This window comes from Actinophytocola oryzae (genome assembly GCF_004364325.1).
GTDB classification, from domain to species: Bacteria; Actinomycetota; Actinomycetes; order Mycobacteriales; family Pseudonocardiaceae; genus Actinophytocola; species Actinophytocola oryzae.
In genome coordinates this window covers 218,878-233,559 of sequence record NZ_SOCP01000007.1, presented here as the reverse complement: position 1 = coordinate 233,559, position 14,682 = coordinate 218,878, and the positions used below count along the sequence as shown (strand labels likewise).

7 protein-coding genes are annotated in these 14,682 nt (G+C 73.4%); 3 read left to right on the top strand and 4 right to left on the bottom strand.

Annotation, left to right across the window (positions count from 1 at the left end; translation table 11 throughout):
- Positions 1-156 precede the first annotated feature (156 nt).
- Positions 157-1,149, top strand: coding sequence for a ParB/RepB/Spo0J family partition protein (locus CLV71_RS20815; RefSeq protein ID WP_166664185.1), 993 nt, complete (start codon positions 157-159; stop codon positions 1,147-1,149).
- Between the two features lie 19 nt (positions 1,150-1,168).
- Here CLV71_RS20815 and CLV71_RS20810 read toward each other — a convergent pair whose 3' ends face one another.
- The 4 genes from CLV71_RS20810 to CLV71_RS20795 form a co-directional block, all read right to left on the bottom strand.
- The gene (locus tag CLV71_RS20810) at positions 1,169-2,311 is read right to left on the bottom strand and encodes an acyl-CoA dehydrogenase family protein (protein ID WP_133904480.1); all 1,143 of its coding nucleotides are present in this window, start codon (positions 2,309-2,311) and stop codon (positions 1,169-1,171) included.
- A 14-nt stretch (positions 2,312-2,325) separates the two neighbouring features.
- A complete protein-coding gene (locus CLV71_RS20805; RefSeq protein WP_133904479.1) occupies positions 2,326-3,246 on the bottom strand; it encodes a 3-oxoacyl-[acyl-carrier-protein] synthase III C-terminal domain-containing protein in 921 nt (306 codons plus the stop codon).
- A 177-nt stretch (positions 3,247-3,423) separates the two neighbouring features.
- The gene (locus tag CLV71_RS20800; protein ID WP_133904478.1) at positions 3,424-5,190 is read right to left on the bottom strand and encodes an ABC transporter ATP-binding protein; all 1,767 of its coding nucleotides are present in this window, start codon (positions 5,188-5,190) and stop codon (positions 3,424-3,426) included.
- Positions 5,187-6,944, bottom strand: a complete 1,758-nt coding sequence (locus CLV71_RS20795; RefSeq protein ID WP_208297644.1) for an ABC transporter ATP-binding protein — start codon at positions 6,942-6,944, stop codon at positions 5,187-5,189. The genes CLV71_RS20800 and CLV71_RS20795 overlap by 4 nt, the downstream gene beginning before the upstream one ends.
- Positions 6,945-7,238: 294 nt before the next feature.
- Between CLV71_RS20795 and CLV71_RS20790 the strand changes: the two genes are divergently transcribed.
- Both CLV71_RS20790 and CLV71_RS20785 read left to right on the top strand, forming a co-directional pair.
- Positions 7,239-8,033: a thioesterase II family protein gene (locus tag CLV71_RS20790; protein WP_133904477.1), complete on the top strand. Its 795-nt coding sequence runs from the start codon at positions 7,239-7,241 to the stop codon at positions 8,031-8,033.
- Positions 8,034-8,081: 48 nt separating this feature from the next.
- Positions 8,082-14,549 (top strand): type I polyketide synthase, encoded by a 6,468-nt coding sequence (locus CLV71_RS20785; protein ID WP_166664184.1) that lies wholly within the window; start codon positions 8,082-8,084, stop codon positions 14,547-14,549.
- Positions 14,550-14,682: the final 133 nt, after the last annotated feature.

Here is a 14,682-nt window from a genome sequence, read left to right as displayed (position 1 = left end):
GGAGGTGGCTACGATGCGTGGTGTCTGCTGTGATTTCTGAGCACCCCCACCGAACGCTCTTCGCAGACTATATCCGCTCTCCACGCCTGCTTGACGAACCGACCTTACGTTTCGTTTCGGAAATCAGGAGTTCTGTTTGGTCAGGAGAGGCCAGCCGTGGAGAGCGTCGAACATTGTGACCGGATACTTGGCGCGGTCTCGGAGTCGCCGGTCGTCCGGGTGCCACCCGCCGCGCTGAGACCGGCCGGGGAGCTGCGGGTCGCCGGGCTGTCCGCCGAGTACGTCGAATCGCTCTGCCAGCTCACCGAGGACCTGCCACCCCTGGTCGTGCACCGCCCCACGATGCGGGTCATCGACGGCTCGCACCGTCTCGAGGCGGCGGTGCGCCGAGGTGACGAGAGGGTCGCCGTCCGGTTCTTCGACGGACCGGAACGCGACTGCTTCCTGCTCGCCGTGCGGCTCAACGCGCGGCACGGGCTGATGCTGACCAGGGCCGACCGGTGCACCGCCGTCGTGCGCATCCTCGGCACCCATCCCGACTGGTCCGATCGCCGCATCGCCGCGCTGGTCGGTGTCTCGCCCAGGGTGGTGGCGCGACGGCGCGCGGCCAGGGGCGTGCCGGACGGCGCACGCGTCGGGCTCGACGGACGGGTGCGTGGTTCGGACATCGCGGAACGCAGGGTGGCCGCGGCGAGCTACGTCGGCGAGCACCCGGGCGCCAGCCTCCGCGAGATCGCGCGGGCGACGGGACTGTCCGTCGGCACCGCCCGTGACGTGCGGCTGCGGCTGCGGTCGGGACGCGACCCGGTGCCCTCGCGGCGGCCGGAGGCGGACCTGCCCGGTGCCGGGGAGGACGCGCCCGCGGTGCGGGCGACCTGCCGGCTCGGACGCGGCGCGGAGGCGGGCGTCACCACGATCTTCGACCGGCTCAGGAACGACCCGCTCGTGCGGATGTCGGACCAGGGCCGGGTACTGCTGCGGATCCTGGGCGCCAGCCAGGCCCTCGAGCAGAACCTGTCCCCGTTCGTCGCGGTGGTCCCGCCCTTCCACGCCGACTCCGTCGCCGACGCCGCCCGCCAGATCTCCGAGGTGTGGGCGCGGTTCGCAGGCGAGCTCGACGCGGCGGGCCAGGACAGGATCGGCGCGTAGCACCCCGTCTGGCGCGTGCTCACCCGTGGCGGACGGAGTCGACCGCGAACCGGCCGAGGATCGACTGCTGGATCTGGGTCGTCCCCTCGATGATCTCCAACACCTTGGCGTCGCGGTAGAGGCGGGAGACGGCCGTGTCGGCGCCGACGCCGTGCGCGCCGAGGATCTGCACCGCGTCGGTGGCCGTCCGGACGGCCACCGTGGACGACCGGTACTTCGCCATCAGGGTGGGGTGCACGGTGTCCATGTCACCGCCGTCCTTGGCGGCACCCGCGTGGTGGCACAACAGCCGCACGGCCGAGACATCGGTGACCATGTCGGCCAGCAGCCTGCGCACCAGCTGGTGGTCGGCGATCGGCGTGCCGAACTGGACGCGCTCGGCGGCGTGGGCCCCCGCCACCTCCAGGCAGGCCTGCGCCAGGCCGACCGCGCCCCATGCCGTGCTGTAGCGGCCGAGGTCCAGTGCGGAGGACGCGACGAAGACGAGCCCGGTGCCCGGCAGGCCGACCATGCTCGTCGCGGGGACGCGGCAGCCGTCGAGCCGCAGCTCGCCGAGCTGGGAACCACGCAGCCCCAGCAGGTCGCGGATCGGCTCGACCGTGAGACCGGGGGTGTCGCGCTCGACGAGGAACGCGGTGTGCCCGCCCTCGTAGGTGGCGAACACCAGGTACACGTCCGCGATCTCGCCGAAGCTGATCCATTTCTTGTGCCCGTTCAGCACCACGGTGTCGCCGTCGGGTGTCGCCTCGGTGCCGACGCTCGCGGCGTCGCTGCCCACGTCCGGTTCGGTGAGCGCGAAGGCGGCCACCGCGGTGCCCGCCACGATCGCGGGGAGCCACCGCTCGCGCTGCTCCGCCGTACCCCACCGGGCCAGCGCGAGGCACACCATGTCCGCACAGGCCACGAAGTTGCGCACGTTCTGGCAGACGCGCCCGAGCTGCTCGGTGAGCAGGCCGTAGTCGATCATGTCCAGCTCGGCGCCGCCCCACTCCTTCCCGAGGGTCGCGCCGAGGTGACCGGCGCGGGCGAGCGCGTCGACGACCTCCCGTGGCAGCCGCTGGTCGCGGTCGGCGGTGGCGGCGTGCGGCGCGATCCGCTCCTGGGCGAACGCGCGGAACCGGGCGGCAGCGGCCCGCTGCTCGTCGGTCAGGTAGGTGAGCACATCTCCCCCGGAAGTCAGACGAGTTGGTACCGCAGCGCGACGAGGAACCAGGTGTTCGCGGCGGTGCACAGCATCAGGACGGTGTCGCCGTCCCGCAACGCGCCGGTGCGGCGCAGGTGTTCGAGGTTGAGCAGTCCGTCGGCGGCGAAGCAGTGCGCGTAGTCGCGGGCCGTGCCGCGAAAGGCCTTGTGCGGCGGCACGCCCACGAGGCCGAGGACGACCTCGGTCGCCATGGTCGCGTAGTTGTTGGCGAGGGCATGGGTGAACCCGTCCGGTTTGACGCCGGTCCGCTCGGCCAGTCGCAGCATCGCGTCGCCGATGCGCTCGACGAACGCCGACGCGGCAGGCTGGTCGTCCTGCAGCGACGCGACGACGCCGAGCTTCGCGCAGGTGGCGTGCTCGATGCCGAGTACCTCGAAGCCGTCGGAGCCGACGAGCCGCGCGCTGACCAGCGCGCTGCCCGCCGCGTCGCTGAAGACCCCGATCTCGCCGTTGACCACGCGCTCCTCCGGCATGGCACTGCCGACGGTCGTGAGCAGGCAGGCCCGCGACGCGTCCGAGCCGACCAGCGCGCACGCCGACAGCAGCAGCGAGCCGAGGTTGGCGCACTGGTTGAGACCGGCCCCGACGACGGGGGTCTCGTTCAGCCCGGCCGCGGCGAGGAACCGGGCCGCGTCCGTGGCGAGGTCCTGGGCTTTCTGGTCGAGGCGCCCCTCGCAGGCGTACACCACCACGTCCGGGACGAGCGTGCTCGCGGCCAGCGTGCTGCGGGCGCAGTCGGCCGCCATGCGCCACGGCGCCTCGCCGAACACGCGGGCCGTGCCGAGCCCGTCCGACGACAGCCGCTGCGCGAGCTCCGGCGTGACTCCCGCGACCCGCTCCAGTGGCACCGGGTCGCCAGCGAGGACGGCGATATCACTGAGATAGGCGGTCACGACTGCTCCCCGGAATATGCCGAGACAGTTCCTGAATTCGCCATTCGGCTACTCCAAATGATGTGCGCGGGCCGGGACCGGTGCGCGGAGAATGGCGACAACCGGCAGGCCGCGACCATCTCGTACAGATTAGTTCGCGAAAACGGGACGAGGAAGCGTGCAGGCGGACGCGGATGATCAGCCGTGCCAGGAATTCCACAGCGCGGCGTAGGAACCGCCGAGGGCCACCAGCTCGTCGTGGGTGCCGGTCTCGGTGATCCGGCCCTCCCGCAGCACGACGATCCGGTCCGCGTCGTGGGCGGTGTGGAGACGGTGCGCCACGGCGATGACGCCCCGGCCGACCAGCGTGGCGGCCAGTGCCCGCTCGGTGCGCCGGGCCGTCCTCGGGTCGAGCATCGCCGTTGCCTCGTCGAGCAGCACGGTGTGCGGGTCGGCCAGCACCACCCGCGCGAGCGCGAGCTGCTGGGCACGTGCGGCGTCGAGCCCCGTCCCGTAGGCGCCGACCGGGGTGTCGAGGCCGTCGGGCAGCGAGTCCACCCAGTCCGCGCCGACCGAGGCGAGCGCGGCCGACAGCGCCTCGTCGTCGGCCTCGTCGGTGGCGATGGTGAGGTTGTCGCGCAGGGTGCCCATGAAGACGTGGTGTTCCTGGGTCACCGCCACGATCCGGCGGCAGCGGTCGGCCGTCGGGAGCGCCACCAGTGGGACGCCGCCCACGGTCACGGTCCCCTCGGTCGGCGCCTCGACGCCGCTGAGCAGCCTGGCCAGGGTGGTCTTGCCCGCGCCGGAGGGCCCGACGACCGCGAGCCGCTCCCCCGGCCGCACGACGAGGTCGACGCCGCGCAGCGCGGGCCGGCCGCCGTCGTAGGTGTAGTGCACCCCGGTGGCCTCGATCCGGTCGTCGGCGGGTGTGTCGGCGAGCGCCACGGGCTCCGCGGGGACCTGGCCGACCCCGGCGAGCCGGGCGAACGACGCGCCGCCGCGCTGCAGCTGCTCGACCCAGATCAGGATGGTCTCCACCGGCGCGACCAGCTGCAGCAGGTAGAGGGCGGCCGCGACGAGCACGCCGAGGCTGAGCGCACCGTGCTGGTAGAGCAGGCCGCCGACGACCAGCGCGAGCGCCACCGGCAGCGCCTGCCCGAAGTCCACCACCGGGTACAGCACGTTCCGCAGGTGGAGCGTGCGCAGCCGGGTGGCGACGGTGTGCTCGGCGACCGACTCGCTCGCCTCGATCCTGGCGTCGCGCAGGCCGAGCGCCTCGACGGTCCCGGACCCGTCCACGGTGGCCGCGAGGCTGCCTGCCAGCGCGGTGTTGGCCTCGCCCTCCGCGAGGTAGGCCGAGCGTGCCCGGCGCAGGTACCAACGGGTGACCGCCAGCACGACCGGCAGCCCGACCAGGCTGACCAGCCCGAGCAGCGGGTCGAGCAACGCGACCGCGATGACCACGAACACGATCTGCGCCACCGAGATGAGCACCTGCGGCAGCGCCTCCCGGAAGGTCGTGCCGATCACGGCCACGTCGCCGGTGCTGCGTGCCAGCAGGTCTCCGGTGCCCGCGCGCTCGACCAGCGAGGTGGGCAGCTCCAGCACCCTGGCGACGAACTGGTCGCGCAGCCTGCGCAGTGCCCGCTCCCCCATGCGCTGCCCCGCGTACCTGGCGAACCTGTTGAGCACCAGCTGGAGCACCGCGGCCACCCCGATGACCAGCGCCAGCTGGTCGACGCGCGAGGTCGGCCTGCCCGCCTGGAAGTCGTTGATCATGGTGCCGAGCAGGCGGGGGGCGACCATGCCGCTCGCCGCCGCGCAGCAGTAGAGCAGCACCACCATGGTCATGGCCGTGCGGTCGCCGCGGACGAGCGCGAACGCCTCGCGGCGCACGGTGGCCGCGTCGGCCACCGGGAGCGTGGTCTCGGTCGTGTTGTGGGGCACGAACTGGGGCACGCTCATCGCGCCGCTCCCGACGTGCGTGGCTCGGCGCAGGTGTCCCGATCCGCGTCGTCGTCCTCACCTCGGCGCACCAGCGCCCGGTAGCCGGGCTGCGCCGCGAGCAGCTCGTGGTGGCTGCCGCGGGCACGCACCCGCCCGTCGACGACCCAGGCCACCTCGTCGGCCTGTTCGAGCAGCAGCGGGGAGGTCGCCACCACGACGGTCGTCCGCCCCGCCCGCCACGCGCGGAGCCGCCCGGCCGCGACCCGTTCGGTCGTGGCGTCCACGGAGGACGTCGGCTCCACCAGCACCAGTACCTCGGGTTCGGCTGCCAGCGCGCGGGCCAGCCGGACCCGTTGGCGCTGCCCGCCGGACAGGTTGCGGCCCTGGGTGGCGACCTGGCTGTCGAGGCCGTCGGCCATGGTGGCCACGATGTCGTCGGCGGCCGCGGTGTGCAGTGCGGCGACGACGTCGGCGTCGGTGCCGCACCCGGCGACCGTCGTGCGCAGCGAGCCCGCGAACAGGTAGGAGTCGTTGTCCAGCACCAGGATCCGGCCGCGCACCTCGTCGAGCGCCACGGTGTCGATGGGGATGCCGCCCCATGTCACCCGCGTGTCGCGGTAGCGCCCGAGCCGCTCCACGAGCGCGCCGAGACCCGCCTTCTCGTCGCCGGCGACGGCCGTGAGCAGGCCGGGTGCGACGACCAGACCGGACTCCGGGTCGTGCAGGGGAGCCGGGCCCGCCGGTCCCCGCTCGGCACCGCCGCCCACCGCCGGTTCCAGGTCCAGCACCGCGATCACCCGCCGCGCGGCGACCACGGCACGCCCGACGTCGCCGAACCCCTCGATGAAGGCGGCGACGGGTGCGGCCAGCGCCGCGACGTAGCCGTACACGGCGACGAGCTGCCCGACGGTGATCTCGCCGCCGGCGGCGAGCCGCGCGGCGAGCCAGGTGACCACGGCGAGGAACAGCACCGGGAGGCCGGTCCCGAGCGCGTCGATCCAGCTGGTGACGGCACCGACCCGGTAGCCCTCCTCCTGCAGCGCCCCGGAGGCGTCGCGGTACCGCCTCGCGAAGAGGTCCTTGCCGCCGATACCGCCCAGCACCCGCAGGCCGGACACGATGTCGCCGCAGCGCGAGGCGAGCCGGGCCTGGTCGTCGCGGTAGGTGCCCTGCAGCACCTGCAACCTCGCCAGCAGCGGGCGGACCGCGATCCCGAGGACGGGCACGCCGACGAGGACGACCACGGCCAGCAGCGGCGAGATGGTCAGGAGGATGACCGTGACCAGCACGTAGGCGACCGCGGCGCCGACGCCCGGGCCGGTGACGGTCAGCGCGAGGCTGATCAGCACGGCGTCGTAGATGCCGACGCTGACCGCCTCACCGGCGGACAGCCTGTGCCGCAACGTGACACCGAGGCGCACGGCGTGCCGGACGATCACCTGGACGACCCGGAGCGAGGCGTCCAGCCGGATCAGCGTCATCGTGCGGTGCCGCAGCAGGCCGAGCACCGCGGTGAGGATCCCGACGCCGAGCACCGCCGCCGTCCACAGGCCGAGCGCCCCCGTGTTCCCCGGGCGCACACCGTCGTCGATGGCCCGCTGGATGAGGTAGGGCGGCAGCATCAGGCAGACCATCCACAGCGTGCCCCACAGCGCACCGAAGAGCACCCTGACCCGCTGGCTGCGCACGAGCCACCACAACAGCCACAACGGTCCCCGCGTGTCGGGCGTGCCGGGTCGCCGGTACGTCGCGCGCAGCCGCTTCTCGATCATCCTGGCCTTCCTCGGGTTCGGTGACCGGTCCACGATGGCGCGACCCGGGGCTGTTCAACTGGTTCGCGCACCCAGTCGCACTGACCGCACGGCGGGTGTCCTCCGGCGGAGACCCGACCGGGGCAGCGAAGCAGCAGCCCTCGGCGACTGTCCACCACCCGACTCTGCACAGGTGGACATCCCCCGCGATCGATACGACCCTTCCGTCCGGAACGACGCGACAGGCCGGTCCTCGTTCACCGCGGTGGCGGACGAACGGGCATCGGGCCGACGACATCCTTCGTGGGGAGCCGAATGGCGACTGAGGACCGGTGGATCCGGCGCTTCGGCAGCCGTGCGGCGCCAAGGACACGGCTGATCTGCTTCCCGCACATGGGTGGCTCCGCGGGCTTCTTCGGGCCGCTGGCGGCGAGACTGCGCCCGGACGTCGAGGTGCTCGCGGTGCAGTACCCCGGCAGGCTGGACCGCCGTGACGAACCGGCACTCGACACGATCGAGCGGCTCGCCGACGGCGTGTGCGCGGCACTCCGGTCGACACCTCCCGAGCGGCTCGAACCGTTCGGGCTGTTCGGGCACAGCATGGGCGCGCTGGTCGCCTACGAGGTCGCGCGAAGGCTGGAGGACCACTCCGGGCCGGTGCCCACGGCGCTGATCGTCTCCGGCAAGCCCGCACCCCACTGTGCGCAGACGATGACCGACCACCCGGCCATTCCCCGCGACCTCGACCGGGTCCAGCCCGGCCAGGTCGACATCGGTCAGGTCGCGACCGGGCTGCGGGGGCTGGCGGGCACGGACCACCAGGTGCTCGACGACCCGGACCTGCTCGAGGCGCTCCTGCCCGTGCTGCGTGCCGACATCATGGCGCTGCGGTCCTACGTGCCGCCGTCCGCGCCGCCCCTGTGCGCACCGATCGCCGCGTTCGTCGGGGACCGGGACGCCACCGTCGACCTCGCCGAGGCACAGGCGTGGCAGGAGTTCACCACCGGTGGGTTCGAGCTGCACGTCCTGCCCGGCGACCACTTCTACCTGGCCGAGGCACCGACCGCGCTCTGCGGCCGGCTGGCGGAGATCCTCGCGGCCAGCGCCTGAATCCTGCCCCACGACGCAATTCCCCGTCCGTCGAGAATGGAAGTCAACATGAGCAGCTCGGAAGAGCCGAGTGCCCGGGATGGCGGGGCGCGGACCACTGTGGACCCGCACAGCGAGCCCGCGGCGCTGGACGTCGTCCTCGCCGCCGCACGGGAGGTGCTCGGCGAGGACGCCGATCCACAGCCGGACGACACGTTCCTCGACATCGGGTTCACCTCCGTGTCCGCGATGGCGCTGCGCAACCGGTTGCAGGAGCTGACGGGGCTGCGGCTGCCCGCGACCCTCGTCTACGACCGGCCGACCCCTGCCGCACTCGCCCGGTTCCTGACGGGCCTGGGCGGGTCGGCCGCCACCGAGCCCGACGCGCCGGTCCGGCCGACCGCGGGCGCCGCGCTCGACGACCCGGTGGTGATCGTGTCGATGGCGTGCCGGTTCCCCGGCGGGGCCGACAGCCCCGAGGAGCTGTGGCGGCTCGCGGCCGACGGCGCCGACATGATCTCGGGGTTCCCCGTCAACCGGAACTGGGACATCGACGGCATCTACGACCCGGAGCCGGGCATACCCGGGAAGACCTACGTGCGCACGGGTGGCTTCCTGCACGACGCCGACCTGTTCGACCCGGCGTTCTTCAACATCAGCCCTCGGGAGGCGAAGGGCATGGACCCCCAGCAGCGGATGCTGCTGGAGACGTCGTGGGAGGTGCTGGAGCGCGGCGGCATCGACCCCCGCACGCTGCGCGGCAGCGACACCGGGGTGTTCGCCGGGCTGATGTACCACGACTACGACGAGGGTGGCGCCGCGGGCAGCCTGGCCTCCGGCCGGATCGCCTACGTGCTCGGCCTCGAGGGTCCCGCGATGACGGTGGACACCGCCTGCTCGTCGTCGCTGGTCGCACTGCACCTCGCCGCGCAGGCGCTGCGGCTCGGCGAGTGCTCGCTCGCCCTCGCAGGCGGCGCGACCGTGATGTCGAGGCCCGACTCGTTCATCGGGTTCAGCGCGCAGCGCGGGCTGGCCGCCGACGGCCGGTGCAAGTCCTTCTCCGCCGCCGCCGACGGCACGAACTGGGCCGAGGGCGTCGGCATGCTCGTGCTGGAGCGGCTCTCGGACGCGCGCCGCAACAACCACCCCGTACTCGCCATCCTGCGCGGCTCGGCGGTGAACCAGGACGGCGCGTCGAACGGCCAGACCGCCCCGAGCGGCCCGGCCCAGGAGAAGGTGATCCGCCAGGCACTCGCCAACGCCGGGCTGCTCGCCGCCGACGTGGACGTCGTCGAGGCGCACGGCACCGGCACCCGGCTCGGCGACCCCATCGAAGCGCAGGCACTGATCGCCACGTACGGGCAGGGCAGGCCCGCCGACCAGCCGGTGTGGCTGGGCTCGCTCAAGTCCAACATGGGCCACGCCCAGGCAGCGGCCGGTGTCGCGGGCATCATCAAGATGGTGCAGGCCATGCGGCACGGGCTGATGCCGGCAACCCTGCACGTCGACGAGCCGAGCCCCCACGTCGACTGGTCGGCCGGCGCGGTGGCGCTGCTCACGCAGGCCCGGCCGTGGGCGGAGAACGGCCGTCCTCGGCGCGCGGCGATCTCGTCGTTCGGCATCAGCGGCACCAACGCGCACGTGATCCTCGAGGAGGTGCGACAGGTCCGCCAGGTCCGGGTCGATCCGGCGACGCGGGCCGAGTCGGCATGGCTGCTCTCGGCACGCGGCGAGCCCGCGTTGCGCGAGCAGGCCAGGCGGCTCAGCGCGTACCTGGCCGACGACGACGAGGCGAGTGTCGCCGACGTCGCCGACGCACTGGCCAGGAGCCGCACCGCGCACGAGCACCGGGCGGTCCTCGTCGGTGCGGACCGCGTCGAGCTGACGCGGATGCTCGACGAGTTCGGCGCGGGCGGGGAGCCGGGGGCCTCGGTGCGCGGCCGGGCCCGCTCCAGGGGGCGGCTGGCGGTCCAGTTCTCCGGGCAGGGCGCGCAGCGCCTCGGCATGGGCCGCGAGCTGCGTGCACGCTTCCCGGTCTTCGCCACGGCCTTCGACGAGGTGTGCGAGGAGTTCGCCGGGCGCACCGAGGCACCGGTCACGTCGGTGATGTGGGGTGAGGACGGCTCCGCGCTCGACCGGACCCAGAACGCACAGGTCGCCCTCTTCGCCTACGGCGTCGCCCTCTACCGCCTGTTCGAGTCGTGGGGGGTGCGCCCCGACTACCTGACCGGCCACTCGATCGGCGAGCTGACGGCCGCGCACGTCAGCGGTCTCCTGACGCTGCCGGACGCCGCCCGGCTGGTCGCCGCGCGGGCGAGGCTCATGCAGGCGCTGCCCGCCGGCGGCGCGATGGTCGCGGTGCAGGCGAGCGAGGACGAGGTCGCGCCGCTGCTGACCGAGGGCACCAGCATCGGGGTGATCAACAGCCCCACCTCGCTCGTGGTGTCGGGCGTCGAGTCCGAGGTGGACGCGGTCGTCGCGGCGCTCACGGGCCGCAAGTCCCGTCGGCTGGCCGTCAGCCACGCCTTCCACTCGCCGCTGATGGAACCGATGATCGCCGACTTCGCCGACGTCGCGAAGCGCATGACCTTCCAGCCGATGACCGTCCCCGTCGTCTCGAGCGTCACCGGCGAGCTGGTCGACGAGGCCGAGTTCGGCACGGCGGACTACTGGGTGCGCAACGTGCGCCAGACGGTCCGGTTCGCCGACGCCATGCGCTGGCTCGCGGACCACCGCGTCACGACCTTCCTGGAGATCGGCCCGACCGCGCCGCTCACGTCCGTCGGGGAGGAGACGGTCGAGGATCCCCACGCCGTGTTCGTGCCGACCGGCAGGCGGAACCGGTCCGAGGTCGAGAGCGTGCTGCTCGCCGCCGGGCAGCTGGTCACCAACGGGGCGACCGTCGACTGGCCTGCCGTGGTCACCCCCGATCCAGAGGACCCGCCCGTCCGCGTCGACCTGCCCACCTATCCGTTCCAGCGCAAGCGGTTCTGGGTCGACACGCCGGCGAGGACGACGAACCTCGGCTCGCTCGGTCTCGAGCCCGCGCCGCACCAGCTGCTGGGGGCCGTCCTCACGGTGGCCGGTTCGGGTGAGACCGTCCTCACCGGCGCGCTGTCGCTCGCGAGCCAGCCCTGGCTCGCCGACCACACCGTCTTCGAGACGACCATCCTGCCCGGCACGGCGTTCGTGGAGCTCGCGATCCACGTCGGCGACCAGGTGGGGTGCCCGCACGTCGAGGAGCTGACGCTTGGCAGGCCGCTGGTGCTGCCCGCGGACGGCACGGTGCGTGTGCAGGTCACGGTCGGCACGCCGGACGAGTCGAACCGCCGGACGGTGGCGGTGTGGTCGGCACCGAAGGGCACCGCCGACGACGAGCCGTGGAACCAGCGGTGGGTCCGGCACGCGGAGGGCACCCTCGCCCCGGCGTCGCCCGAGGCGGACTTCGACCTCTCCGAGTGGCCGCCGAGCGACGCGCGCCCCGTCGACGTCGAGGAGCTGTACGACCGGATCTCCCGCCGAGGACGCCACTACGGCCCCACGTTCCGGGGGCTGCGTGCCGCGTGGGAGCGCGACGACGAGGTCTTCGCCGAGGTGGCCCTGCCGGAGGCCATGGGGGAGCAGGCCGACCGGTTCGCCGTGCACCCGGCGCTGCTCGACGCGATGCTGCACATGACTCCCGACTTCCACCTGGGCGGGCCGCGCCGGATGGCGCTGCCGTTCGCGTGGTCGGACGTGTCGCTGTACGCCGAAGGAGTGACCGCCCTGCGGGTGCACCAACGCCGGGTCGGTCCCACCTCGCTCTCGCTCGAGGTGGCCGACACCGAGGGCAGGCCCGTCGCCTCGGTGCGCTCGCTGACCGTGCGCGTCATCTCGGCCGACCAGCTCGTCACCCGGCCCAACCAGGTCGAGTCGCTGTACCGGCTGGGATGGGAGAACCTGAAGGCGCCGCGGGAGGTCCGGCTCGACCACGCCTCGCTCGGTGGCACGCACTTCGACGGCGCGCCGACGTATGCCGACCTCGACGCGCTGGCGAAGGCCGTCGAGGCAGGCGAGCTGACGGCGCCGCAGGCGGTACTCCTGCCCTGCGGCGGCTCCGGTCCGGACGTGCCGGGCGCCGTCCGCTCGGTCACCTCGGAGCTGCTCGGGCGGCTGCGGGAATGGCTCGCCGATGACCGGTTCACCGGCAGCACGCTGGCCGTCGTGACCCGGGGGGCCGTCGCGGTCGGCCACGCCGACGACGTCACCGACCTCGCCGGCGCGGCCGCATGGGGTCTCGTGCGCAGCGCCCAGTCGGAGAACCCGGGACGGATCGTGCTGGTTGACCTCGACGACCACGACGACTCCCGCGCGGCGCTGCCCGCCGCACTTGCCGCGGCGCTCGCCGCCGAGGAACCCCAGCTCGTGATCCGGGCCGGTACGACGTCGGTCGCGCGGCTGCGGCCGGCCGACACGGGCGGTGCGCTCGTGCCGCCGGGCAGCTCCGGCGACTGGCGGCTCGACGTGACCGCCACCGGCACCCTGGACAACCTCGCACTCGTGGAGTCCGACGACGCGACCCGCGAGCTGGCACCGAGGGAGATCCGCATGGCGACACGCGCGATCGGCCTCAACTTCCGCGACGTGCTGGTCGCACTCGGGATGTATCCCGGCGCCGAGAGCCTCGCCGTGCTCGGCGGGGAGGGCGCCGGGGTGGTCCTGGAGGTCGGCTCGGCGATCACCCACCTGCGGCCGGGCGACCGGATAATCGGGTCGCGGCACACCACCTTCGGCAGCTACGCCGTACTCGACCGCATGGCGGTCGCCAAGCTGCCGGACGGGTGGACCTTCGAGCAGGGCGCGACCGTACCGATCGCCTTCCTGACGGCCTGGTGGGCGCTGAACTGGTTCGGGCCGGTGCGGCCCGGCGACCGGGTGCTCGTGCACTCCGCGGCGGGCGGGCTCGGCATGGCCGCCGTGCAGCTGGCCCGGCACCTCGGCGCGGAGGTGTTCGGCACCGCGTCCCCGCGCAAGTGGCACGTGCTGCGCGAGCTGGGCCTCGACGACGCGCACATCGCCAGCTCACGTGACCTCGAATTCGAGGAGAAGTTCCGGGCCACGACCGGCGGCCGCGGCGTCGACGTCGTGGTGAACTCGCTCGTGCGGGAGTACGTCGACGCGTCGCTGCGGCTGATGGCGCCCGGTGGCCGCTTCCTGGAGCTCGGCAAGGTCGACCTCAGGGACCCGGCCGAGGTCGCGGACGCCTACGCCGGAGCCGAGTACGCCGTACTCGACCTCAACCGGATCGACGACGTCGAGGTCGAGTCGGTCACCGGCCGGCTGATGGACCTGTTCGCCACCGGCGAGCTGCGCCCGCTCCCGGTGACGAGCTGGGACGTGCGCAGGGCGCCGGAGGCGTTCCGCCACATCAGCCAGGCCCAGCACGTCGGCAAGGTCGTGCTGACCTTCCCCAGGACCCTCGACCCCGAGGGCACGGTGCTGGTCACCGGCGGCACGGGCGGACTCGGCGCGCTGGTGGCCCGGCACCTGGTGGAGACCCGCGCGGTCCGCCACCTGCTGCTGGTCAGCAGGCGGGGGCCCGACGCCCCCGGCGCGGCGGAGCTGGTCGAGGAGCTGGTCGAGCTGGGTGCCGAGGTGGAGGTCGCGGCGTGTGACGTGGCCGATCGGGACGCGCTCGCGGCGCTGCTGGCCTCGATCCCCGCCGGGCACCCGCTCACGGCGGTCCTGCACACCGCGGGCGTGCTCGACGACGGCGTGTTCGACGCCATGACGCCGGAGCGGCTGGAGACGGTGATGCGTCCCAAGGGCGTGGCGGCGTGGCACCTCCACGAGCTGACCCGCGACCTCGACCTCGCCGCGTTCGTCCTGTTCTCCTCGGCCTCGGGGTCGCTCGGGTCGGCGGGCCAGGCGAACTACGCGTCGGCGAACGTCTTCCTCGACGCGCTGGCCCAGCACCGGCGCGCCGAAGGACTGCCGGCCCAGTCGCTGGCCTGGGGGATGTGGACGGACGGCATGGGCCGCGCGGTCGACAGCGCGGGCGTCGAGCGGATGACCGCCGCCGGAATGGCGCCGCTGACCGCGACCCAGGGCCTGTCGCTGTTCGACACGGCGACCGGCCTCGACGAGGGCACCGTGGTGGCGATACAGCTCGACCTCGCCGCGTTCTCCCGGGCGGGCGGGTCGGCACCGATCTGGAGCTCACTGGTGAAACGCACCAGTGACCGGACGGTCAGAGCGTCGGCCGAGGAGATGACCTCGCTGCGCGACCGGCTCGCCGCGATGGCGCAGGCCGAACGGGCCACGGCCCTGCTGGAGATCGTGCGCGGCCAGGCCGCGGCCGTCCTCGGGCACAGCGGCGCCGACGGCGTCGACACCGAGACGGCGTTCAGCGACCTGGGCTTCGACTCACTGACCTCCGTCGAGCTGCGCAACCGACTCGCCATGGTGACCGGGAAGCGACTGCCGGCGACGCTGGTGTTCGACCACCCGAGTCCGGCCGCGCTCGCCGCGTACCTGTCCGCGTCCACAGCGGACTAGAACGCCGAGGCCACACCCCCTGCGCATCGCAGGGGGTGTGGCCGACGTGCGCGCCACACACCGGCGGAGCCGGCCTGGAAACGGTCGACACCAGCACCGTGGACGCCACAAAATCCACCTCGCCCGGCCTGCG

Coding starts and splice junctions, on each gene's coding strand:
- CLV71_RS20800 (WP_133904478.1), bottom strand. CDS start 5,190: ATGAGCGTGCCCCAGTTCGTGCCCCACAACACGACCGAGACCACGCTC.
- CLV71_RS20795 (WP_208297644.1), bottom strand. CDS start 6,944: ATGATCGAGAAGCGGCTGCGCGCGACGTACCGGCGACCCGGCACGCCC.
- CLV71_RS20790 (WP_133904477.1), top strand. CDS start 7,239: ATGGCGACTGAGGACCGGTGGATCCGGCGCTTCGGCAGCCGTGCGGCG.
- CLV71_RS20785 (WP_166664184.1), top strand. CDS start 8,082: ATGAGCAGCTCGGAAGAGCCGAGTGCCCGGGATGGCGGGGCGCGGACC.